Genomic DNA, 22,816 nt, shown 5'->3' with positions numbered 1-22,816 from the left:
TAATTTACGCTTTTCTAATCCCTGGACCCGTGATAATATGAGCATGCGCCACTTTAGTACCATCTCCAGCCTCAAAAGCCAGCCTTTTCACCGCTTCCCGCCGTTTTCCCCCTCAGCATCTTTTCCGGTTTCCGTTCCATGATCATCCCTGAAGAGCCATATTTGGGATTTGCCGCCCTCTGCCACATAGCAGGCGCCTTCTGCCTCATTCCGGCCCTGCTCCACACGCGGACGCCGCAGGGAACCATCGCGTGGCTCATCTCCCTGCTGGCCTTTCCGTACATTGCGGTGCCTTTTTACCTGATTCTGGGGCGGCGCAGGTTCAGCGGATATGTGGAAACGCGCCGCCGCCAGACGGATCCGGAATCCTCCTGGGGGGAACTGACGGATAAAATCACGAACTGCATGGCCCCGTATGCCGTCCAGTCCTCCGATACGGTGGGAAAGATCATGCACACGCTTTCCAACATCGTGCGCCTGCCCGTCTGCCGCGGCAATTCCTGCCGCCTGCTCATTGACGCGGACCACGCCTTCCCGCGCATTTACGACGCCATCAAGAACGCGGAGCACTATATTCTGATCGAATTCTTCATCATTAAGAACGATTCCGTGGGGCAGAACCTGAAAGACCTGCTGATTGAACGCGCCAGGGCCGGCATCCGCATCTACATGCTGTATGATGAAATCGGCTCCCACAAGCTTCCCCCCGGCTACATCTCCGCCCTGCGGAAGGAGGGCGTGAACATTGAGCCTTTCAACGGAAAACGCCACTTCCTGAGCAACATCCTGCGGCTGAACTTCCGCAACCACCGGAAACTGGTGGTTGTGGACGGGGCCACTGCCTTCATCGGCGGCATGAACATCGGACGGGAGTATCTGGGCAAGGGAGCCCTGGGCTACTGGCGGGACACGTTTGTGCAGCTGGAAGGCCCCTCCGTCCAGCAGACGCAAATCAGCTTCCTGGAAGACTGGAACTGGGCCATGCTGAAATCCGGTCCCTCCTCCCTGCCCTGCCTGTGCTGGGAAATTACGCCCCAGCGGGAGGATGAAACCGTGCTGATGCTTCCTTCAGGCCCGGCGGACGTCATCCCCGCCTGGAAAACCGCGATCATTGCCCTGGCGAACAGAGCCCGGGAAAGGCTCTGGATAGCCACCCCCTACTTCGTCCCGGACGAAGGGGTAATGGCCGCCCTCCAGGCCGCGGCCCTGCGGAACGTGGATGTGCGCATCCTGCGTCCGGAACGGGCGGACCACATTCTGGTGAAGCTGTCCTCCTTCACCTTCCTCCGTGACCTGGACACGTACGGCATCCAGGTCTGGGCCTATCAGAAAGGGTTCCTGCACCAGAAGGTGATCCTGATGGACGACGACATCGCCACTGTGGGCACCGCCAACCTGGACAACCGCTCCCTGGCCCTGAATTTTGAAATCACCGCCGTCATCCACTCCCCCGCCGTCTGCGCGGAGGTGAAGGAGATGCTGGAGAAGGATTTTGCCTCCTCCAAAAAGGAATCCCTGGAGGATTACAACAACAAATCCCTGGGCTTCAAGATGCTCTGCAACCTGGCGCGGCTGATGGCTCCCGTGCAGTAGTTCTTACGGTGAATCCGTTGTTGTACGCTTGACCTGAAAGAGAGGCTGTGAGAAAATCATCCTCAAGAAGCCACCTCTTCAATTTTTAACAATAGTTAACTAAATAATGAATCCTGTTACATTCAATTGTACCGTTTTGCGCGACGGGCACCAGTCCCTGGCAGCTACCCGCATGAAGACGGAAGACATGCTGCCCATCGCCCCCATTCTGGACTCCATGGGCTTCAGCGCCCTGGAAACCTGGGGCGGCGCCACCATCGACGCCGGACTGCGCTTTTTGAAGGAGTGGCCCTTTGACCGCCTGGACGCCCTGAAGAAGGCCGCCCCCAAGACGCCGCACATGATGCTCCTGCGCGGCCAGAACATCGTGGGCTACACCAACTACGCGGACGACGTGGTGGAAGCCTTCGTCGCCATGAGCGCCAAGCACGGCATGAACATTTTCCGCATTTTCGACTGCGTGAACGATCCGCGCAACATGGAGACCTCCATTCGCGCCGCCAAGAAGGCCGGAGCCCAGGCCCACGGCACCATCTGCTACACCACTTCCCCCGTGCACACCACGCAGAGCTTCGTGGACATGGGCCGAGAGCTGGCGGACATGGGGGCGGACGCCATCGTCATCAAGGACATGGCCGGCCTCATCCCCCCTTATGTGACCCATGAACTGGTTAGTGCCCTGAAGAAGGACCTGAATATCCCCGTCTGGATCCACACGCATGACACCTCGGGCCTCGGCGCCTCCACCTACCTCAGCGCCATTGACGCCGGGGTGGACGCGTGCGACGTCTCCATCTCCCCCTTCGCCAACGGCACGGGCCAGCCGGACTGCCTGCGCATGCTCGCCCTGCTGAACGGCAATCCCCGCAAGCCGGATTACGATGCGGACAAGCTCATTGAGGTGTCCGAAATGCTCAAGCCCGTTTATGAAAGCCTGGGCAAATTCGCCTCCCACCGCAACGAAGTGGTGGACTCCGACACGCTCCGTTACCAGGTGCCCGGCGGCATGCTTTCCAACTTCCGCACCCAGCTCAAGGAACAGGGCATGGAAGACAAATTTGAGGAAGTATTCGCGGAAATCCCGGTAGTCCGCAAGGCCCTGGGCTGGATTCCGCTGGTGACCCCCACCTCCCAGATCGTAGGCGTGCAGGCGATGCTGAACGTCAAGTTCGGCCGTTGGAAGAACATCACCCCCCAGGCGGCGGACATTGCCCTGGGCTACTACGGCCGCACCTCGGCTCCCGTGGACCCGGAAGTGCAGAAACTCTGCGCGGAAAAGATGGGCAAGGAACCAATCACCTGCCGTCCGGCGGACCTGATCAAGCCCGGCATGGAAGACCTGCGCAGGAAGCTTGCGGAAAAGGGGCTCCCCACGGACGACGAACACTGCGTCATCTACGCCATGTTCCCGCAGCAGGTGGAAGACTTCTACAAAAAGCCGGAACCTAAGGAAGAAGCCCCCGTGCAGGTGAACACCGCTCCCGCCGCGGCTCCGGCGGCCGCGCCGTCCATGACCGTCATTGACAACGGCATCACCGCCCGGGTGAGCGGCCCCTCCGGTTCCCGTGACCTGACCATCATCATCAACGGCCAGTCCCACTCCGTGAAAGTGGAACGCATCGGCTAAAATCTCCGAAGCATCTGCTCAAACCGTTTGCGGGCAGTTCCCTTCATGGAGGGGACCGCCCGCTTTGCATGAACGTCCCTGCTTCTTATTCAACCTCTCTGTTTTCCCGAGAAGAAGGGCTTACGCCGCCAGCCAGAAGGCGCGGGCATCCTGCCTTCTGATTTCATCCATATTCAGATATCTGGTTTTCAATAAATGGGCGTTTTGGTGCCCCATCTCCCATTGCAATCCGGCATAATCCCGGAATTCCAGCGCGTGGTAACTGGCAAACGTGTGTCTTAATATATCCTGCACCCATGGCCGGCAGTTATTCCAGCCGGCGCGGGCACGCACCAGCCGCCACTTGCGTTCCCATCCTGCCGGGCACAATGGTTCTTCCCCGGAATGATTCCGGAAAGCCCGCAAATACTGCAACGCTACCGGCCGAAGGGTCACCCGCCGCGCCCCTCCCGTCTTGGAATGCCGTGCCGGAATGAGCGCCGCTTTTTCTTCCAGCCTGATATGCCGGAATTGGAGTCTTCTGACCTCCTGCGGACGCACTCCGGCATACAGCATCAGCGCAGCTGCTGGCAGACACTCGCCACCGCACACCTCCTGTGCTGCCGTCATCAGCCTCCGGCACTCCTCCGGCGTCAGCACAGGCACTCTTCTTTCCTTCACATGCGGACACGGCGTCTCCGCTGCCGGGTTCTTCCCCGCCCATCCCCTGCGGCAGGCAAAAGCACATATTCCGTGTAGGATGATGCGAGCCTTACGCCGTCCGCTGGCCGTCGGGAATATATTCAGGATGCGCTGGCAATCTTCCCGCCTCAGGCTCCGCATCATCTTATGTCTCAGGTCCGGCCACGCCTTCACCATCCGCGCCGTAACGTACCGGATTTCTTCCAGCGTGCGTCGCCGCCGATGCGCCCGGGCTTTCAGGGACTCCGCCACGCAAACGGAAAAACTGACCGTCTTTTTCATCGCTTTCCATTCCTTAATCCCCAGCTCCACGCATTGCAGCCGCCCGGACATCCCGGTTGAAACACCCCGGAGCAACCGCGCCATGACCATTATTTCCGCAGCCTGCACGCGTTTTTTACGCATCCAGCAAATGAGCAGGGCTTCTTCTTCCATCAATTCCTGTTGAGTCATGAAGAAAAGATAGGAAAACGGATAGGCTATCCGCATCAAGTATAAAACGGTCAGAGCAATAAAAAAAGATAAGGAAACAAAAACGTAACGGCAATACTCATTCATTGACTAAGTACACAAATACTTGCGCCTTTGCTCTTTCTCCAAAGAAAATCAATCTATACAAATCTTGCGGATAGCCTATCCGTGCGAAAAGAGAGGCGTCATGTCGCCCAATCCTCAAACTCCTTCTCAGATTAAATCCCGTAAACGGGTAATGGATCACGGAGAAGTATTCACCCCTGACTGGCTGGTGAATGACATGCTCAATCTGGTGGCGCATGAAGCGGAACGCATTGACAGCCGCTTTCTGGAACCGGCATGCGGAGAAGGCGCCTTTCTGGCCCCTATCCTGTTGAGGAAGCTGGCAACCGTCCGCCGGCAATACGGCAGTTCCCCGGCGGATTATGAGTTCCGCGCCGTGCTGGCTCTCATGTCTATCTATGGGGTGGAACTGCTGGCGGATAACGTCCGCGCCTGCCGGGAACGTCTGCAGACCCTGTGGCTGGCGGAATATGAACGGCGTTTAAAACGTCCGCCCTCCGCGGAATGCCAGAAAACCGTCCACTTTGTCCTGGAACGCAACATTCTTAACGGCAACGCCCTGAGCATGAAAAAAGTAGATGCTTCCGCCCATGATACTCAGGAGCCTATCCTCTTTTCCGAATGGTCCGCCGTGGGCGGCGCCCTCATCAAACGCCGGGACTTCCGGCAAGATGAACTCCTGCGTGATCAAAACGCCCGGACTTCCCTGGAACAGGCGGAAGGGGAACTTCCTCTGGAATACGTACCCAAATACCCGGTACGTGAGTTCCCCCCCATGGATTACCGCAAACTGCCGGAAGCGGAATCATGAACAATAACATCCATAACCCTGACGTATTGAGCTGCCTGGCCAATCTTTCCAGTGACGAGGTGTTCACGCCGCCGGAGATTGCCAACGCCATGCTGGATTTGCTCCCGCAGGAGCTTTTTTCCGACCCTTCCGTTACCTTTCTGGACCCCTGCTGCAAGAGCGGCGTCTTTCTGAGGGAGATTGCCAAAAGGCTCAACAAGGGGCTGGAAGCTCACCTCCCAAACCGGGAGGAGCGCCTGGAACACATTTTCAGAAATCAGCTCTTCGGCATCGCCATTACGGAGCTGACATCCCTTCTCGCCCGCCGCGGAGTGTATTGTTCCAAATACCCCAATGGGCCTTACTCCGTCGTTCGTTTTGACAATGCTGACGGCAACATCCGCTACAAACACATCACACACACCTGGAGGGGCGGCAAATGCGTCTTTTGCGGTGCCTCTCAAGCCGCCTATGGAGAGCAGGCACGAAAAGAGGGGCTGGAAAGCCACGCTTACGAATTCATCCACGCCAACAATCCGAATAACCTGTTTCCTATGAACTTTGATGTCATCATCGGCAATCCCCCTTATCAACTTGATGATGGAGGCAACGGAGCAAGTGCCAAGCCATTATATCATTTATTTGTTGAGCAAACGATGAAACTTAAACCGAAATATTTGTCTATGGTCATCCCTGCAAGATGGTATGCTGGAGGAAAGGGTTTGGATGACTTCCGAGCAACTATGCTCGGTCAAAAACATATAAGAAAACTTGTAGATGTTACCAATAGTGCAGACTGCTTCCCTGGTGTAAATATTGCAGGAGGAATCTGCTATTTTCTTTGGGATAACACTTATTCGGGAGACTGTGCCGTTGTTAACATAAAGGAGGGAGAATGCACTTCAGAGAATATTCGCTCCTTGGATGAGTTTGATTACTTTGTTCGTAGCAACCTTGCATTAACGATCATTAGAAAGGTTCTAGCAAGTAAAGATAAACTTATGAACAAAGTCGTTTACTCTCGTAATTATTTCAATCTACCAACTACTGTTAGTGGTTCTAATGAATTCGGGATTAATACTATTAAAATTCTTACCTCCAAAGGGTTCATCTATCTGCACAAAAATACTGTGACAGATAAGGAAAGTATCCTTGATAAATATAAAGTCATTATCACCTATGCCATGTCTGGTGGTAATAAGCCTACATCCGAAGGGAATTATCAAATATTATCTTCATTACGCATTCTCAACCCAAAAGAAGCCTGTACTGAAACATACCTTATTTTGGATGTGTTTGAGAAAAAGCAGGAAGCAGAAAACCTTGTTTCTTTCATGTCCAGTAAATTTGCTCGTTTCCTGCTGTTACAGGCTCTTTCGTCCATTCATATAACAAAAGATAAATTCTGTTTTGTCCCTTATGTCGGTTTTGAAAAACCTTGGACAGATGAAATGCTATATTCGAAGTATTCTCTAAAAAGCGAAGAAATAGACTATATTGAGAAATTGATTAAACCTATGGAGATTGGAGGGTAACCCACGTGGCAATTGAGTTTTTTACACAAAGAACTATGGAAAACAGCGATCGTTTCTTTAAACAAAGAACGAATGCGCGGCCAATGATTTATGCCTATGAGGACGCCAGCTATCCCGGTTGTCTGAAAGTGGGGTACACGGCGGTGGATGTGGAAAAACGCGTAGCGCAGCAGTACCCTACCTTGAGGCCGGAAGGGAAGAAACCCTACCGGGTTATCTTCGCGGAACCGGCTCTGTATGAAGACGGAAGCAGCTTTACGGACCATGCCGTACACCGGATGCTGGAGAAAAAAGGCGTGGAGGGAGTGGGCGGGGAATGGTTCCGCTGTACGGAGAAAGAAATCAGGGCGGCATGGCTGGCGGTGCGCACCCGGACGGCCAACATGGAAAACCGCACCAGGGATTTTACCATGCGCCCGGAACAGGCGGAAGCCGTGGAGCGGACGCTGAACTACTTTAAAGCGGAACGCGCGGATGGACGCACGCCGCGTTTTCTGTGGAACGCCAAAATGCGCTTTGGCAAAACCTTTGCCGCTTACCAGCTGGCACGGCGGTTGAACGCGCGCCGGGCGCTCATCCTGACCTTCAAGCCGGCGGTGCAGACGGCGTGGAAGGAAGACCTGGAAACGCACCTGGACTTTGAAGGCTGGCAATTCATCTGCCGGGAACAAGGGCCGGACGCCCAGCCCATTGACGAGCAATACCGGCAGGCGGACGCCGGACAGCCTATTGTGTGCTTCGGCTCTTTTCAGGACTTTCTGGGGGTGAATAAGGAAACGGGCGGCATCAAGCCCCAGCATGAATGGGTGCGGGAAATCAACTGGGATCTGGTTATCTTTGACGAATACCACTTTGGGGCGTGGAAGGAAAACGCCAAAGCTCTGTTCCTGATGGAGGATGAGGAAGAAGAATACAACACCGCGCCCCCGGAAACCAACACCGGCAATGTCTGCGATGAACAGGATCTGCCCATCACTGCGGACCACTACCTGTACCTTTCCGGAACGCCGTTCCGCGCCCTGAACTCCGGCGAGTTTATTGAAGAACAAATTTACAGCTGGACGTATTCCGATGAACAGCGCGCCAAGGCTGCCTGGCAGGGGGAAAATAACCCGTATGCCGCCCTGCCGCGCATGGTGCTGCTTACCTACCGCGTGCCGGAGGACATCCGGCAAATCGCTCTGGGGGGAGAGTTCAACGAATTTGACCTGAACGTCTTCTTCCAGGCGGAAGGGAAAGGGAATAAAGCCCGTTTTATTCATGAAGAATACGTCCAGAAATGGCTGGATCTGATCCGCGGCTCCCATCATGCCGCGGCGACGGATGAGCTGAAGCTGGGCGGCAAAAAGCCCCCCATGCCTTACTCGGATACCCGGCTGATGAGTTTGCTCAACCATACCCTGTGGTTTCTGCCGGATGTGGCTTCCTGCCACGCCATGAACAACCTGCTGCAACAACGTCAGAATACCTTTTACCACGACTATCAGGTCATCGTCTGCGCCGGACCGGAAGCCGGCACGGGGGCGAACGCCCTGCCGCCCGTGTTGAAGGCCATGGGCGGCAATCCGCTGGAAAGTAAAACCATTACGCTCTCCTGCGGCAAATTGACCACGGGCGTTACCGTCAAGCCCTGGGCCGGCATCTTCATGCTGCGCAATCTCTCCAGCCCGGAAACTTACTTCCAGGCAGCCTTCCGGGTGCAAAGCCCGTGGACGGTGGACAGTGATCAGCCGGGGAAAAAAGAAATCGTCAAACCCAACTGCTACGTCTTTGACTTTGCCCTGGACCGCGCCCTTAAGCAAATAGCTGACTACAGCTGCCGCCTGAACGCCAACCCGGGCAATCCGGAAACCAAGGTGAAGGAGTTCATCAGCTTTCTTCCCGTGCTGGCCTACGACGGCAGCGCCATGAAACAGGTGGAAGCTGCGGAAATACTGGATATGGCCATGGCGGGAACCAGCGCCACCCTGCTGGCCAGACGCTGGGAAAGCGCCCTGCTGGTCAATGTGGATAACGTCACCCTGCAGCGCCTGCTTGCCAGCCGGGAAGCCATGGATGCCCTGATGAGCATTGAAGGCTTCCGCAATCTGAACAGTGATCTTGAGACCATTATCAACAAATCAGATGCCGTCAAAGGAATGCGCAAAGGAAAAGACGATCTGACCCCTAAGGAAAAAAAAGACCTCTCACAGGAAGAAAAGGAAATCAAATCCCTGCGCAGGCAGATACAGCAGAAACTGATCAAATTTGCCGCCAGAATCCCCATCTTCATGTATCTGTCAGACTTCCGGGAATACTGCCTGAAAGATGTGATCACCCAACTGGAGCCGCATCTGTTCCGGAAAGTAACCGGGCTGACGGAAAAAGATTTTGAACTGCTCGTCAGCCTGAACGTCTTTAATGAAGCTCTGATGAATGATGCCGTGTACAAGTTCAAACGGTATGAAGACGCCAGTCTTGTTTATACGGGTATCAATCGCCACGCGGAGGAAAACGTGGGGCTGTACGCTACCGTCCTGAGCCGGGAAGACTATGAAATGATGGCCGGGGCCCAGCAGGATTCCATGGCCGGCGCTGTAGAGGAAAAAGCCCTTCCCTCCCCAACGGCGGATGACCGCATCGCCTGCCGTCCGGAAGAGGAAGAAGAGGAACCTCCGCCTGCTCCGAACGTGCGTATTCGTAAAGGGACGTTCCTTACCCACCGGGAATACGGCACGGGCATTGTAGTAAAGTTGGACGAATCCTCCGGCCGAATGACCGTAAAATTTGGCGAAGAGAAAAAACTCTTCCCCTACCCGCGAAGCCTGGAACAAGGGAAACTCATTCCTGCTGAGAAGGCAATCCCGGAAAAAGAGGGGAATTAACCTCTCCATAAAAACAGGAGGGAGCGTCCCTTACTGTTCATGGAACCGCATCATCTTAAACTCCCGTTTAACGGTACGGACGACGCGCCAGAGCAACAGCACCGCCGCTACGGACAGGCCGATGATGAATCCCGTCCAGATGCCGCGCGCTCCCATGGCCGGGACAATCCAGTCCGTACGGGCGAGGATGTAGCACGCCGGAAATCCTACCATCCAATAAGAGAAAAACGTAATGAAGGTAATGGACGCCGTGTCCCGGAATCCTCTCAGAACCCCGACGGAAAGCACCTGCAAACAGTCCGGAAGCTGGTAGGCCGCCGCCAGAACCAGCAGGACGGAAGCCGTGCTGACAATCAGCTCCGAGTCATTGTACAGGTGCACAATCTGCTCGCGGAACAGGGTGATGCCTCCAAAGGTGCACAGACAGATGGTGAGCACCAGCACATAGGAAGACAGAATGGCGGATCTGGTGCCTGCCAGGTCATTCCTGCCGTGATGGTACGCCACGCGGATGGAAGCCGCCAGCCCTACGGAGAGCGGGAGCATGAACACCAGGCCTCCCACGTTCCCGGCAATCTGGTGGCTCGCCACCTGCGTCTCTCCCAGCGGAGCCAGCACCAGAGCCGCCGCGCAGAAGAGCATCACCTCGCACAGCTGGGAAACGCCTATCGGCACGCCCAGACGCACCAGGTGCGTGATGACGGAAGGCGTAGGCCGCCGCCAGGAAATGATTTGCCTGCGGTACGGCCTGTGCTTGGGATTGAAGTAAACCAGCAGGAACATTAGCAGGAATTCAATGTAGAAAATGACTGCCGTGGCCGCGCCGCACCCCGCTCCGCCCATGCGGGGAAAACCGTACATGCCGAAGACGAACATGTAGTTCAGGGGAATGTTGAGCAGCAGGCCGCACAATCCCACGTACATGGCGGGACGCGTCATGTTGGAGCCTTCGTTCAGGCTCTTCAGGGCCACGAATCCCAGGTTGGCGGGAAGGCCCCACATAATGGCGAACATGTAGGCGGAAGCCATCCGGCACATGGCGGCGTCATCGGAAATCCAGCCGAATACATTTCTCAACACATAAATGACCGGCATGGAAACCAGGCTGAGCATCAACGCCAGCCACAGGCCGTGGTTGGTCATGTAGCCCACGCGGCTTTCATGGCTTTTCCCCCGCATGTTGGCAATCACGGGGCCGATGATCATCAGCACGCCGCAGGCGAAGAGAGCCACGGGCAGGTACACGGAAGACCCCAGGGCCACGGCGGCCATGTCCGTCACGCCGGCGCGCCCGGCCACAATAGCGTCCACCGCCCCCATGCCCACAATGGAGAGGTTGACCACCAGCACCGGAAGGGCCAGCGGTATCAACTTTTTCATTTCCTTCAAATTCCACGTCTTATTCATTTTTTATTTCCTTCCATGCATTCCTCATTCAAAGGAGCCGGAACATGCCGGCAAACAAGCCGGACCGGAGCGGCAGGCTCCAATCCGGCTTCAAATTTAAGGGTTACCAACCGTACCGGGCCTTCCGCCCCGTCCGGGACATTCAGCGGTCAAGCACCACGCGGGCACATTGTTCAGCCACCTGGCGGAACGCGGCGGAAACCGGATTTTGCCCGGGATCTTCCAGGGCCACGGGGCGGCCTTCGTCCCCGCCGGAGCGGGTGGAAATATCCAGCGGAATCTTGCCGAGCAGGGGCACTCCCAGTTTGGCCGCTTCCCGTTCGCCGCCTCCTTCGCCAAAGATATGGTAAATCTTGCCGTCGGAGGGGCACTGGAAATAACTCATGTTTTCAATTATGCCCAGAATGGGGGTTTCCACCCGTTCAAAGAGGCCGATCGCCTTGCGGGCGTCAATCAGCGCCACTTCCTGCGGGGTGGTCACCACCACCACGCCGTCCAGTTCGGCCGTCTGGACAATGGTCAGCTGAATGTCTCCGGTGCCGGGAGGCAGGTCCAGAATCAGAAAATCCACATCCCCCCATGCCACGTTGCGCAGGAACTGCTGGACGTAGCGTGTCGCCAGAGGACCGCGCACCGCTACAGGATCGGATTCATTAATCAGCAGCCCCATGGAAAGAAGTTTCACGCCATGGGCCGTTACCGGGATAAATTCGTCATTCTCATTGGCTCCGGGGCGTTCCTTGGTGCCGAACATCAGGGACATGGAAGGGCCGTAAATATCCAGGTCCACCAGACCGACGGAATACCCCAGCTTGCTCAGGGCCACCGCCAGGTTCGCGGAAACGGTGGATTTGCCCACCCCGCCCTTGCCGGAAGCCACGGCAATGACGTGCTTGGCGCCGGGAACGGAGGATTTCCAGGTAGAGGGATCGTCATTGATTCCTTTTTTGGCTTCCGGAGCCTTATGCTCGATATTGACGTCGCAGTGCTTCACGCCGGGCAAATGCTTCATCACGCCGTGAACGCCTTCAAAAATGTAACGGGGAATATCCGCATTTTTGCTCTCAATCACCAAATCAATCGTGACGTTGTTTTCAGCGTCAATGTCAATCTTTTTCACCAGCCCGAAAGATACGATGTCGCGGCTGAACCCCGGAAATTTTACCGTGGTCAGCGCAGCCCGTATCAATTCCGGAGTCAATTCCTGTTGTGTCGTCATATCTCTGAAATATTCATGGTTGCATCAACATTCCGGCCCCGCGCCTCCGGAATGCAGAATGCTCCGGAATATGAAAAAAGGGGACGGCAAAACCGGGAAGTAAAAATACTCCCTTTTTTATTTTTGACAACGCCTAATTCAGACAAAACGGCTTTTTGCCCGCCGGATTTGCAATGCCCCGGATACTAAGAAATGGCGGGACGGCCGCAGCCCCGCTATTGGTGAAATAAAGAACAGGAGGGAGGGGGAAAATTTATTCCCCCTGCTGCTTCAGGGTCTCCCGGATATCCTGGAGAGCGGCGATGAAATCATCCAAAATTTCCGCAGGCACCATAATCCGGTCCCGGTTGGAGCTCACCTTTTCCGTAATACGCACCACTTTGCCGCGCGCATTCTGTTTGAGATCAAGAAAGAACGTCTTGCGTTCCGCAATGATTTTTTCTGTACAAATAATATCGTCCTCCACGGCTGTAATCTTCCTCCGGTTGAATGAGGCTTTCAGGATAGAGTTTCCCTCTCGGCGGGTCAATGTTTTATTTGCCATGGAATCCCCGGGTTCTCTCTTTCAACAAATTTTTATATCCCTCTTTCATTCGCCATGTTTCCTCATTTATACCTCTTTTCAGATATCCAAATTTCGATCGAAAGTGATTGAAAAGGAGTCAAATTTTCCCTCATAAACTTTAATATTTAGAGGTAACGTTCCCGACGTGTTTACGTTGTTAGTTTTTGATTCATGGTAGTCGCAACCATTGAACAAACATCATTTCATTACCATGAACAACACTTTCAACATCGGTGCCATGGACACCGTCTATCCCTTCATTCCCATGTACCCCAACGGACAGCCCCAGGGCGACTTCCAGGTCAACGGCCTCTCCGCTCCCGTCCTTATCCCCAAACGAACTGCTTCCAACAACACCCGGCACGAATGGTTCGGATACCTCAAGGTCATGGCTCCCTCCACCTGTTTTCTCCATCTCCACGCCCACTCTTCCATCTCCCTTTCCATTCCCGCCAAGGATCTGGAACTCTCCACGGAGCCGGGTCCTTCCACCCCTCTCCGCCGCCAGATCCAGTTCGACCAGGGATATTACTGGTGCCACATCGTCCATCAACACCAGCCCGACCAGGGGTCGGAAGCCGAGTTCTGCATTGCCTTAATGTGCGACAAGGAAGGCGAGCCCGACCTGGATTATTACCTGCTGGCGGAAAACACGCCTCCCAGCAGGCAAGGAGAAACCGTGCTAACCCTGGTCAACCTGTACCAGGAAGAGGAGGAAGGGAACTCGTCGAGCAGTTCCTCGGCAGGGGGAGGAGATTCCTTTGAGTTTGACCCCAAGTCAAGCAGCAGCTCCAGTTCCTCTTCCAGCAGTTCGAGTTCTTCCTCGTCCAACAGCTCGTCTTCCAGCTCCCAGCAGAGTTCTTCGGCTCCCGAGCTTCCGGATTCTTCTTCCAGTTCGTCTCTATCCAGCAGCTCCAGTTCTTCCTCGTCCAGTTCCTCGAGCAGCTGGTCGTCTTCCAGTTTCCACAGCAGTTCCTTGGTGCCCCAGGAGCCGGATTCCTCCAGCAGCGCTCCGTCTTCCAGCTCTTCCTCGAGCAGTTCCAGCAGTTCCAGCAGTTCCAGCAGTTCCAGCAGTTCCAGCAGTTCTTCTTCCAGTTCGTCGTCCTCCAGCAGTTCGAGTTCTTCGTCTTCAAGTTCCTTGAGTAGCTCCAGCTCTTCCTCGTCAAGCAGTTCTTCATGGTCCTCGTCAAGTTCATCGAGTTCTTCCAGCTCCAGCTCTTCTTCCAGCAGCAGTTCAAGTTCCCTCTCTTCTTCCTCCAGCGAGCCGGAGGAAGGAGGTTGTCCATGTCCCTGTTCCTGTGATTGTGACGAAGACGTCGAACAGTCCGATTGCAGCAAGAACACCTCCCATTTCTTCGGCGGCAACCCGGATGGAGCCGACGACTGCGAAGGATTGCTTGAAGTGGGCGAGGGCGATTCCGGAGGCGGAAGTGAAGGAGGTAATCCCACGCTTCTCCGCACCCTTGCCGAACCTTCCGCCCTCTCTTCCATCACCCTGCGCTACAAGCATCCCCTCGAATGGAGCGCCTCCTGCAATCCCGAAACCGGACAGATCTCCGTCAAACGACCCACGGGCAGTTCCATCTCCTTCCAGAGTTCTGACGGCCATGCCGGAGCCTCCGTCTCAGGAAGTTCGCGCAAGTTGAACTACAAGGTTCGGAAGCTGAATGCCGACAAGTCTCCCTGCACCGGCGGCTCTCCCGCCTATCTGGACATGGTCCAGAGCAATGGGCGCACCCTGCGCTTCTCGGCAGCCACCGGAAAGGTCGTCTCCATGGTTTCCGCCTCCGGCGTGGAAACCACGGCGGAAGCTTATTCCCGGCAGATGAAGGTGAACCGCCATCCTTCCACGGGAGCCATCCAAAGCATCTGGTCCAAGTCCCGGGGACTGCTCCAGGCGGTTCCGGAAGGCAACAGGCTCACTCTGGAATGGTACGCTCCCGGCCAGGTGAGCAAGAATGCGCGCGGCTTTGCCGGCACCGGAACTCCCTACAAGACGGTCAGCTATGAACTGAGTGACGACCAGGGCGTGCAGGTGATGGATATCGCCGAACAGAGGGAGGGGATGCCTGTCTTCCGGACGCAGCGAAGGACGGAAGGCAACAAGGTGACGACCATTCAGGGAGAGGGGGATGAGCGCACCGTGCGAACGGTGGAGAAAAACGTGCTGCCCGGTTCCAAGTGGGAGCGCATTGAAACTATTCAGGGCATCAACGAGGAAACACCTTCTTCCTGCACGCGTACAGTCAAGAAGTACACCGAGGGAGGCTGGCTGACCATCAGCAGCACCCAGGGCTACAACACCCCTCTGGCCCAGACTACGCTTTACACCTACAACGACCAGTTCCGGGTGTCCCTGGAGATCAAGCCCGATGGAGGGTACACGCGCTACGAGTACGATGACCAGGGCAGAACCGTGCTTTCCGCTGCTCCCTGGGCCGGAGGCGGCGAAAAGGGGACACGCACGACTTACGCCGACTTGCGCTTCAACGACTTCAGGCCCGCCACGGAAACCGAAGTAATTATTGCCGAGAATGGAGAAGAAACGGCGCTTCTCAAACGCACTTATACCTATGAAGACAGTCCGCAGGCCAGCCGCACGACCGTGACGGAAACCGCGCTGGGAAGCGACCAGGTTCATACCCGCGTGGAAGAGACTTATGGGGAGGCAGCGGAGTATCCCTACGCCCGGGGCAGGCGGAAGATGAGCCAGAGTATTGACGGGGTGCAAACCGTTTATACTTACGAAGCCACCGCGGAATACGGGGCCGTCCACAAGGTGACGGAGACCGTGCAGGCCAACGGAAGCATCGTTCCGGGACAAAGTACACGAAACGTGCAATACATCGCTGAAAACGGCACCACTACCAGGAAAGAACAATACGTTCACACCGGAGAAGGCTGGTCGCTGATTGCCTCGGAGGACTATGAATATGATGACGAACAGAGGCTCGTCAAGACGACGAAGGGCAACGGCAGAGTCAGTACGACTGAGTGGATGTGCTGCGGCCCGTTGAGGGAAACCGACGAAGACGGCATCACCACCAGCTACGGCTACAACACGGCCAAGCAGCTGGTGGAAACCATCCGCTCGGCGACAGAAACCACCCCTGAAATGATTACCTCCTACAGCTATGATGCGGCGGGAAGGACGATCGCCGTGCGGCGCGACGTGGGTCCGATGACGACGACGGAAAGGACGGAGTACGACGATCAGGGACGGGTCGTTTCCTCCATAGACCTACTGGGACGCACCACCCGAACCGAGTACGGCGAAGACGGACTCACCACCACCGTCACCACTCCTGCAGGGGCTACCCTGGTCACTCGAACCTACTACGACGGCACAACCACCTTACAAGGAGGAACAGGGCAAAGAGAGATGGAGACCCAGCTGGAACTAACCGAAGAAGGCATCCTGACCACGACCTTGTCCAAGGGAGTTGTGCTGTCGAGGTCTCTGGAAAACGGCTTTGGACAGACCGTCCGGCAGGAACAGCCCAATACGAAGGGAGGGTTCATCGTCACCAGTAATACATACAATGACAAGGGACAATTGATCCGATCTCAAACGGAGAACCTTGCTCCTACTATCACAGAATACAACCAACTGGGGCAGGCCATGAAGAAAACCGTCCTGCTGGACGAGTTACATCCTGATAACCCTGCTAAAAACAGAATCACTGAGCACTCCTCCTGTTACCGGTTCCGGGAAGACGGCGTCTGCCAGGTGCAGACTTCCACCACCTACAATGCCGACGGTCTCCCCCTTACTCAAATCACGGAGAATATGGTTTCCCTGCTCGATCCCCTCCTGGAAAGCAAGACCATTTCCACGGACGTCTACGGACAGCAGAGCGTCGAGTGGACGGAGTACACCGCTCCTACCAGGCGCACCCGGTTCAGCCGCATTCCCACTTCAAACATGGTAGCCGAGTCTCTTGTCGTGGACGGCTTTACCGTAAGCCAGACCGACCACTCCGGAATCCGTTCCTCACAAACCCGCTCCTACGCCTCCACGGGCATGGTTCTCAAGCAGACGGACTCCAGAGGCAATGCCGCGACGACTGAAACCGACCTTGCGGGACGTCCTGTCAAAACTACCGATTCTGCAGGAAACGTGACTACCACTAGCTACTCGCCCTGCTGTGACAATCCCGCCTGCATCATCGACGCCCTGGGGGGAACAGTTTGCTATTCTTATGACATACGCGGCAGAAAGACGGCCAAGTACGGCACCGCCACCCAGCCGGCCTGCTTCGCCTACGACGAAGCCGATCACATGGTCTCCCTGACTACCTTCCGGGCAGATGAGGGAGACATCACTTCCGATCCTTGCGGCCGTACTGACGGAGACACCACCGCGTGGCTCCATGACGAGGCTACGGGGCTTGAACTCAAGAAGACCTATGCAGACGGGTCCTGTGTCTCGAAAACCTACGACACTCTCAACCGTCTGGAGACATTGACCAAGGCCAGAGGAATCACCACCACCTACGCCTATGCTCCTCTCACCGGGGAACTCGTCTCCGTCTCCCACAGTGACGGTACGCCAGGATGGGAGTTCTCCTGCAACCACCTCGGACAAATGACCTACGTCCGGGACGCCTCCGGCATCAGGGAATGCTCCTACGATGTTTACGGCAACATGATTCAGGACACTTCCTTTGGAACCGTGGAAAGCTCTCTTCAGGAAGAATACGATCCCTTTGGCCGTTCGGCCGGCTGCCGCCTGATGGTCGGCACACGCACGGTGCAGCACTCTCATCTTGACTACGATTCCAAAGGTGCCATCATCGGGATGAATCTGGAAGGACTGGAGTATCCCTTTACCTGGCAGTACGATCCAACCAGCGGCTTCCTCAACTATCTCACCTACCCCAACGGCATGGCCCGCTGCAATACCTACCATCCCAGGCTCAACCTCGTAACCGCCATCGGTTACAGGAAGGGAGCGGACGGCGAATTGGCAGCCGGCCACGAATACGACTACGACGCCCTGGGGCGTCCCATTCAGCGACGTGATTCCTGGGATGTCGCCACTCCTGCCGCGCTAAGAGATTTTACCTACAATGGCCGCAGCGAGCTGGTGGAAGACCGGATCAGCCGGGGAGGATGCTTCAGCTACCGATACGACAACATCGGCAACCGCAAAACCGCTCGGGAACTGGAAGAGGAAGTATCCTACGATGCCAACTGTCTTAACCAGTACGCGGAGATTGCCGGGAGAGAAGAACATTTTACCCCCGTCTACGACGCCGACGGCAACCAGACCCGCATCAGGACCTCGACAGGTATCTGGGAAATCAGTTACGACGCCAACGACCGCCCCATCGTCTTCACCAGCCAGGATGGCAGAACAACCATCACCTGCGGCTACGACTACCGAGGAAGGCGCTTCGAGAAGAAGGTCTCCGTCAATGGGGCAGTATCCAGCCATTGCCGGTTCCTGTACCGGGACTACCTGCAGGTAGCTGAACTGGATTTGACGCATCCCGAACCTTTGCTGGTAAAGAGCTACCTGTGGGACCCGACGGAACCCATGGCCACACGCCTTTTGGCAGTGAACTATTGGAAGAACAGCGGTAAGGAAATTGATAAACATTTTTACTTCATATACGATGCCATTAAAAATGTTACTTCCATCTTCGACGGACAGCAGACGAGAAGGGCTCTCTATGAATATGCATCCTTTGGTGATCTGCTGGCTACTGAAGGAGACATGGCTCAGGAAAACAAGTTTCGTTTTTCCTGTGAATATGTAGACGACGAACTGGGACTTGTGTATTATAATTACCGTTATCTCAATCCCACAGACGGAAGATGGATTAGCAGGGATCCTATCTCGGAACAGGGTGGGCGGAATTTGTATGGGTTTGTAAGAAATAATTCTATTATTGATTTTGATTTATTAGGAAAAATAACCTACCAAGAATGCACTAAAGAAGTTCAATATTTATTGAATAATCCTTCCGGATATCTAAAAGCTTCAATTAAAGCTATAAAAAGTAATAAAAAATGTGCATTGCCTTCAACGATATGTATGTGCAATCTGAATAAAAAGTCTACATTTTTAGGTGTTTATTATGCAATAAAAAATATCATAAATATTTATTACAATAAAATTAAAAACAAAACAACATTAGAGCAAATTTTAACACATGAATATATTCATGCATATCAGGAATGCGAAAGGCCTGGCAAGACAGGATGTAGAGAAATGGTAAAGAGAGAAATAGTAGCATATAAATATGATGGTAGATGTAAGGTTTTGCATAATACAATTCCTAATTTTGACGAATGTGTTAAAAAAGGTGCAACAAGGTCTGCAGCTCCTTCCTGTGGTGGAGAAACATCTGCAAGAAAAGTAGTAGATGAGATTTATCCTCAAATAAAAATATAGTTTATGAAAAAATATTCTATAGTATTATCTATATTATTTTTAATTACCTCGATTTCTCATGGGGAAGATAAAGATATAATTGAAATGCAAAAAAACACCTTCAAAGAAATAGTAAAAATATCTAAATGTTGTAGCAGCATTAAGTTATATTATTCCGACGACGAAGGAAAAAGAGAACTGGAGTTAAAAAATAACGATAAAGAACGTATAGCTAATCTACTGACAACTGTTTCTTATAAAAAACCATTAATAAATAAAGGTGTCCATGTATATCCTTCCTATTCTTTATCATTAAATATTATTAGCAAAAAGGAAGGAGAATACTCCATTGATATTACTCCAATGGGCGATATTCCGGAATATATGCCAATTGATCTTTCTGAGGATAGGAAAAAAACAATAAAAGAAATCATCAAACCATACATTAAACTTATTCTTTCGAAATAGAAAAATATAGGATTCTTTTTTATTGTAGACACAAATGCAATCATAAAATATTAATGGAATATATTCCATTAATTATTACTTAATTTCGATTCTCTTCTTCCTATCCCTGGTTCGCGTTTAATGAGATTCCATCTGATTTACAAAAAGTTATTTACTATTTCATGGATCTTGGCAAAAACAGAGGGATGACAGAACAGGTACAGGATGAGGAAACGGAAGAAATCAGAATCCTATTGGAAAATAAAAAGTCGAACTTTTAGTCAATTCCCGTTTTTTTAATCCTTGAAAACGGTAATAAAAAAATTCTCGTGAAACAAGATTTCAACAAAGATTGATGCAATCCAGAAAAAGAAAAATATAACCATTTCAAAGAAAGAGTTTCTCTACATAAAATACATTATCAAGTGGAAGATTTTTAAATTCAATTGCAATAATGAACGGACATATTTATTGATTTACATTATAATAAGATTTTCCAAGAAGGAAAAATGAAAAGGATATTTGTTAATTGTTTCGTTGTGTTCATTTGTTGCATTTTTTTGGGTTGATACTAGCCCAACCGATCCATGCCGACGCCAATTTGCTCTCTATGCCGTCTTCAAACAACAAGATGGTATTGGTGGAAATTAACCGGGAGGAGGTCAGCCACATTTACAGCTATCGGCGGCTGGTGGAATGGTGTGAAATGGAACGAAGCTTTAACTTGACCTCCCAGCTTTGGGAATTGAGTTTTGTACGCAGCTGCGGCGAGGAATTTGTAGAGGCCTACAACCGCAATACGATGCCTCCCCATCTATTATGGATGATGTTAAACCAGCCTCTTTGCCTTAATTATTTATGGACGGTCATGAGAAATCAACTGCCGGTCATACAGCGGGAATGGAGGTATTTATCTGCATTCCCGGAATGGCCCGGTTCCAAAGGATAGCTTCCAGTGCTGATCATTCCATTCAGTCAGGAACTCATTTTCCGCAATGGACGGCAACAATCCGCAAACCTGGGAAGCTACCCTTATTTATGCGTGGTTGTCCAGGGAATCGCCCTGCTGGGCGAATACACCAGAAGGGATCAGCATGGAACGAATAAACGGTACGGCATTTTTTCCGCCGTTAACTGGACATTGATGTATGATGTAGAACATCATCGTTATGCAACTGAATTCCCAAGTAATGCCCAGGTATTTCATTTTAAACCTGAAAGCCGTCCCCTGACCATGAAGCAGGAGCCCGGTATACTTGATTACAACTGTCCTGTAGTCCTTCCTTTTGACCTGCCGGAAGATATGCCAACACCGGAGGAAGTAAAATTCAAATGAATTTTATCCGGAGCGCGCCTTCTCTCCCTGCCGGAAGCCGCCGTGCGCTTCAGAGAGAATATAAGATCGTCAGGCAGTCAGCTTCCAGGGAGCCTGTCCATCAGCATTCCGCGCGCCATCTGGCCTGCTCCGTCTTGTAGAGCTTGTACGTGACGGCGTCCGCCAGGGCTTCCAGGCTGGCCTCAATGATGTTGTAGGAGACGCCCACTGTGGTCCAGGTGGCGACGCCGTCCGAGGATTCAATGAGCACGCGCACATTGGAGCCGGTGCCATTTTCCTCCGCCGCGTCCGGAATGTTCGTCCGGGTGGGGGAGAGCACGCGCACCTTGTAGTCAATCAGGTGCATTTGTTCCAGTTCCGGGTACCAGCGCGTCAGGGCGCGGCGCAGGGCGCGGTCCAGCGCATGCACGGGGCCGAAGCCTCCGGCGGCGGTGTGCTCCACGTTGCCGTGGACGTCCAGCTTGAGGGAGGCTTCCACCATCATGTCCGGATCCATTTCATGGCGGGAGGTAAGCACCACGGTGCGCAGGATGTTGAAGTACGGCTTCAGCGCGCTGTCCGGCATGTGCCGCAGGAAGAGCAGTTCCGCGCTGGCCGGGGCGGCCACGTAGTCATACCCCAGCGCAGCGTTTTTTTTCACGGCGGCGGAGAGCACGTCCAGAAGCGGGTCCCCTTTCTCCAGTTCAAAGCCCAAGGTACGGGACAGGGAAAGGATGTTGCTTTTGCCTCCCTGCTCCGTCATCAGCACGCGCTGGGCGTTCCCCACCAGGGAGGGGTCAATGTGCTCGTACAGGGCGGAGTCCTTCATGATGGCGCTCACATGCACGCCCCCCTTGTGGGCGAAGGCGGCGTTCCCCACAAAGGGCTGCCGCCGGAAGGGGGCCAGGTTGGACACTTCCGAAACGAAGGCGGCGGTGGATTTGAGGCGCGTCAGGGAGGCGTCACTGAGGCAGGAAAAGCCCTCCATCTTCAACTGAAGGTTGGGAATGACGGAGCACAAGTTGGCGTTTCCGCAGCGTTCCCCGATGCCGTTCACGGTGCCCTGCACCTGGACGGCCCCGCTGTTCACGGCGGCCAGGCTGTTGGCGACGGCCAGCTCGCAGTCATTGTGGGCGTGGATGCCCAGGGCGGCATGCGGAAGGCGTTCCCTGACCGTCCGGATGATGGAACCGATTTCCTCCGGCATGGTGCCTCCGTTGGTATCGCACAGGACCAGGCAGTCCGCGCCGTGCTCATGGGCGGCGCGGAGCACGGCCAGGGCGTATTCCGGGTCCCGCTTGAAGCCGTCAAAAAAGTGTTCCGCGTCAAAAAAAGCTTCTTCCAAATTCTTTTTAAGGAAGGAGATGGAGTTGCCGATGATTTCCAGATTGCGTTCCCGGGAGATGGCCAGCGCCACTTCCACATGGCGGGGGCAGGATTTCCCGAAGATGGCGGCCACCCGCGCGCCGCTGGAAACCAGGGCGTTCAGCGTGGGGTCCGTCTCCGGCGTACTGGACGGATGGTGCGTGCTGCCGAAGGCGGCCAGCTTCGCATTCCTGAGCTCCACGTCCTTCATGGCCTTGAAAAATTCCGTCTCCACCGGGTTGGCGCCGGGCCAGCCGCCCTCAATGTAGTCCATGCCCAGATAATCCAGCTGCCGGGCGATGCGGACCTTGTCCGTCGCACTCAAGTTGACGTCTTCACTCTGCGCTCCATCGCGCAGCGTGGTATCATAGAGGAAAATTTTGGTGGACATCGCCTTTGTTCATACATGCAAACGCGGTTCCGTTCAAGACCGGGGCCCGGTTTTTCCCCGGATGCAGACACGAAAAGCACAAGGCTTGAAGGGGGAGA

The 22,816-nt window shown here is 54.1% G+C and carries 16 protein-coding genes; 9 read left to right on the top strand and 7 right to left on the bottom strand.

What is annotated here, in order from left to right; all coding sequences use genetic code 11:
• Positions 1-138: 138 nt before the first annotated feature.
• Together cls and M8N44_RS03825 are read left to right on the top strand one after the other, a co-directional pair.
• Positions 139-1,593, top strand: a complete 1,455-nt coding sequence (gene cls, locus M8N44_RS03830; protein ID WP_102722342.1) for a cardiolipin synthase — start codon at positions 139-141, stop codon at positions 1,591-1,593.
• A 106-nt stretch (positions 1,594-1,699) separates the two neighbouring features.
• Positions 1,700-3,220: a pyruvate carboxylase subunit B gene (locus tag M8N44_RS03825; protein WP_102728771.1), complete on the top strand. Its 1,521-nt coding sequence runs from the start codon at positions 1,700-1,702 to the stop codon at positions 3,218-3,220.
• A 120-nt stretch (positions 3,221-3,340) separates the two neighbouring features.
• Here the strand turns inward: M8N44_RS03825 and M8N44_RS03820 are convergent, their stop codons facing one another.
• Positions 3,341-4,354 (bottom strand): tyrosine-type recombinase/integrase, encoded by a 1,014-nt coding sequence (locus tag M8N44_RS03820; RefSeq protein WP_128155306.1) that lies wholly within the window; start codon positions 4,352-4,354, stop codon positions 3,341-3,343.
• 256 nt (positions 4,355-4,610) lie between these two features.
• Here M8N44_RS03820 and M8N44_RS03815 point away from each other — a divergent pair, with 256 nt between their 5' ends.
• Genes M8N44_RS03815 through M8N44_RS03805 form a run of 3 tightly spaced genes read left to right on the top strand, consistent with a single transcriptional unit; the run spans position 4,611 to position 9,627 of the window.
• On the top strand, positions 4,611-5,249 hold the full coding sequence (locus tag M8N44_RS03815; RefSeq protein ID WP_205597327.1) for a DNA methyltransferase family protein: 639 nt from the start codon (positions 4,611-4,613) through the stop codon (positions 5,247-5,249).
• Positions 5,246-6,763, top strand: a complete 1,518-nt coding sequence (locus M8N44_RS03810; RefSeq protein ID WP_102728768.1) for an Eco57I restriction-modification methylase domain-containing protein — start codon at positions 5,246-5,248, stop codon at positions 6,761-6,763. Before M8N44_RS03815 ends, M8N44_RS03810 begins: the two co-directional genes overlap by 4 nt.
• Before the next feature lie 35 nt (positions 6,764-6,798).
• The gene (locus M8N44_RS03805; protein WP_102728767.1) at positions 6,799-9,627 is read left to right on the top strand and encodes a DEAD/DEAH box helicase; all 2,829 of its coding nucleotides are present in this window, start codon (positions 6,799-6,801) and stop codon (positions 9,625-9,627) included.
• A 30-nt stretch (positions 9,628-9,657) separates the two neighbouring features.
• On the opposite strand, the gene M8N44_RS03800 is transcribed toward M8N44_RS03805, so the two are convergent.
• From M8N44_RS03800 to M8N44_RS03780, 5 genes are all read right to left on the bottom strand, one after another.
• Entirely contained in the window at positions 9,658-11,007 is a 1,350-nt protein-coding gene (locus M8N44_RS03800) for an MATE family efflux transporter (protein ID WP_205575947.1), read from the bottom strand.
• Between the two features lie 169 nt (positions 11,008-11,176).
• Positions 11,177-12,253 (bottom strand): Mrp/NBP35 family ATP-binding protein, encoded by a 1,077-nt coding sequence (locus M8N44_RS03795; protein ID WP_022197331.1) that lies wholly within the window; start codon positions 12,251-12,253, stop codon positions 11,177-11,179.
• 253 nt (positions 12,254-12,506) lie between these two features.
• A complete protein-coding gene (locus tag M8N44_RS03790) occupies positions 12,507-12,719 on the bottom strand; it encodes a DNA/RNA-binding protein (protein WP_012421062.1) in 213 nt (70 codons plus the stop codon).
• 268 nt (positions 12,720-12,987) lie between these two features.
• Positions 12,988-13,368 carry a hypothetical protein gene (locus tag M8N44_RS03785; RefSeq protein WP_102728764.1) on the bottom strand — a complete coding sequence of 127 codons (381 nt, stop codon included), beginning with the start codon at positions 13,366-13,368 and terminating at the stop codon, positions 12,988-12,990.
• Positions 13,369-13,451: 83 nt separating this feature from the next.
• Complete coding sequence (locus M8N44_RS03780) at positions 13,452-14,162, bottom strand: hypothetical protein (protein WP_215709540.1); 711 nt, start codon at positions 14,160-14,162, stop codon at positions 13,452-13,454.
• 58 nt (positions 14,163-14,220) lie between these two features.
• On the opposite strand from M8N44_RS03780, the gene M8N44_RS14040 reads away from it, so the two are divergent.
• From M8N44_RS14040 to M8N44_RS03760, 4 genes are all read left to right on the top strand, one after another.
• Entirely contained in the window at positions 14,221-19,221 is a 5,001-nt protein-coding gene (locus M8N44_RS14040) for an RHS repeat-associated core domain-containing protein (RefSeq protein WP_249853005.1), read from the top strand.
• 3 nt (positions 19,222-19,224) lie between these two features.
• Positions 19,225-19,668, top strand: a complete 444-nt coding sequence (locus M8N44_RS03770; protein ID WP_146021126.1) for a hypothetical protein — start codon at positions 19,225-19,227, stop codon at positions 19,666-19,668.
• Positions 19,669-20,278: 610 nt separating this feature from the next.
• Positions 20,279-20,596, top strand: a complete 318-nt coding sequence (locus tag M8N44_RS03765) for a hypothetical protein (RefSeq protein ID WP_146021125.1) — start codon at positions 20,279-20,281, stop codon at positions 20,594-20,596.
• A gap of 6 nt (positions 20,597-20,602) precedes the next feature.
• Positions 20,603-20,983, top strand: coding sequence for a hypothetical protein (locus M8N44_RS03760; protein ID WP_146021124.1), 381 nt, complete (start codon positions 20,603-20,605; stop codon positions 20,981-20,983).
• A 100-nt stretch (positions 20,984-21,083) separates the two neighbouring features.
• Here M8N44_RS03760 and cimA read toward each other — a convergent pair whose 3' ends face one another.
• The gene (gene cimA, locus M8N44_RS03755) at positions 21,084-22,718 is read right to left on the bottom strand and encodes a citramalate synthase (RefSeq protein WP_102722259.1); all 1,635 of its coding nucleotides are present in this window, start codon (positions 22,716-22,718) and stop codon (positions 21,084-21,086) included.
• Positions 22,719-22,816: the final 98 nt, after the last annotated feature.

The organism is Akkermansia massiliensis (genome assembly GCF_023516715.1).
In the GTDB taxonomy this organism is placed as follows: Bacteria; Verrucomicrobiota; Verrucomicrobiia; order Verrucomicrobiales; family Akkermansiaceae; genus Akkermansia; species Akkermansia massiliensis.
This window is presented reverse-complemented; position numbering and strand designations above follow the sequence as displayed.

Bases quoted from the DNA above. Each gene is read 5' to 3' on its own strand.
- cls (WP_102722342.1), top strand. From the start codon at position 139: ATGATCATCCCTGAAGAGCCATATTTGGGATTTGCCGCCCTCTGCCAC.
- M8N44_RS03825 (WP_102728771.1), top strand. From the start codon at position 1,700: ATGAATCCTGTTACATTCAATTGTACCGTTTTGCGCGACGGGCACCAG.
- M8N44_RS03820 (WP_128155306.1), bottom strand. From the start codon at position 4,354: ATGACTCAACAGGAATTGATGGAAGAAGAAGCCCTGCTCATTTGCTGG.
- M8N44_RS03815 (WP_205597327.1), top strand. From the start codon at position 4,611: ATGGATCACGGAGAAGTATTCACCCCTGACTGGCTGGTGAATGACATG.
- M8N44_RS03810 (WP_102728768.1), top strand. From the start codon at position 5,246: ATGAACAATAACATCCATAACCCTGACGTATTGAGCTGCCTGGCCAAT.
- M8N44_RS03805 (WP_102728767.1), top strand. From the start codon at position 6,799: ATGGAAAACAGCGATCGTTTCTTTAAACAAAGAACGAATGCGCGGCCA.
- M8N44_RS03800 (WP_205575947.1), bottom strand. From the start codon at position 11,007: ATGAAAAAGTTGATACCGCTGGCCCTTCCGGTGCTGGTGGTCAACCTC.
- M8N44_RS03795 (WP_022197331.1), bottom strand. From the start codon at position 12,253: ATGACGACACAACAGGAATTGACTCCGGAATTGATACGGGCTGCGCTG.
- M8N44_RS03785 (WP_102728764.1), bottom strand. From the start codon at position 13,368: ATGGACGATGTGGCACCAGTAATATCCCTGGTCGAACTGGATCTGGCG.
- M8N44_RS03770 (WP_146021126.1), top strand. From the start codon at position 19,225: ATGAAAAAATATTCTATAGTATTATCTATATTATTTTTAATTACCTCG.
- M8N44_RS03765 (WP_146021125.1), top strand. From the start codon at position 20,279: ATGGTATTGGTGGAAATTAACCGGGAGGAGGTCAGCCACATTTACAGC.
- cimA (WP_102722259.1), bottom strand. From the start codon at position 22,718: ATGTCCACCAAAATTTTCCTCTATGATACCACGCTGCGCGATGGAGCG.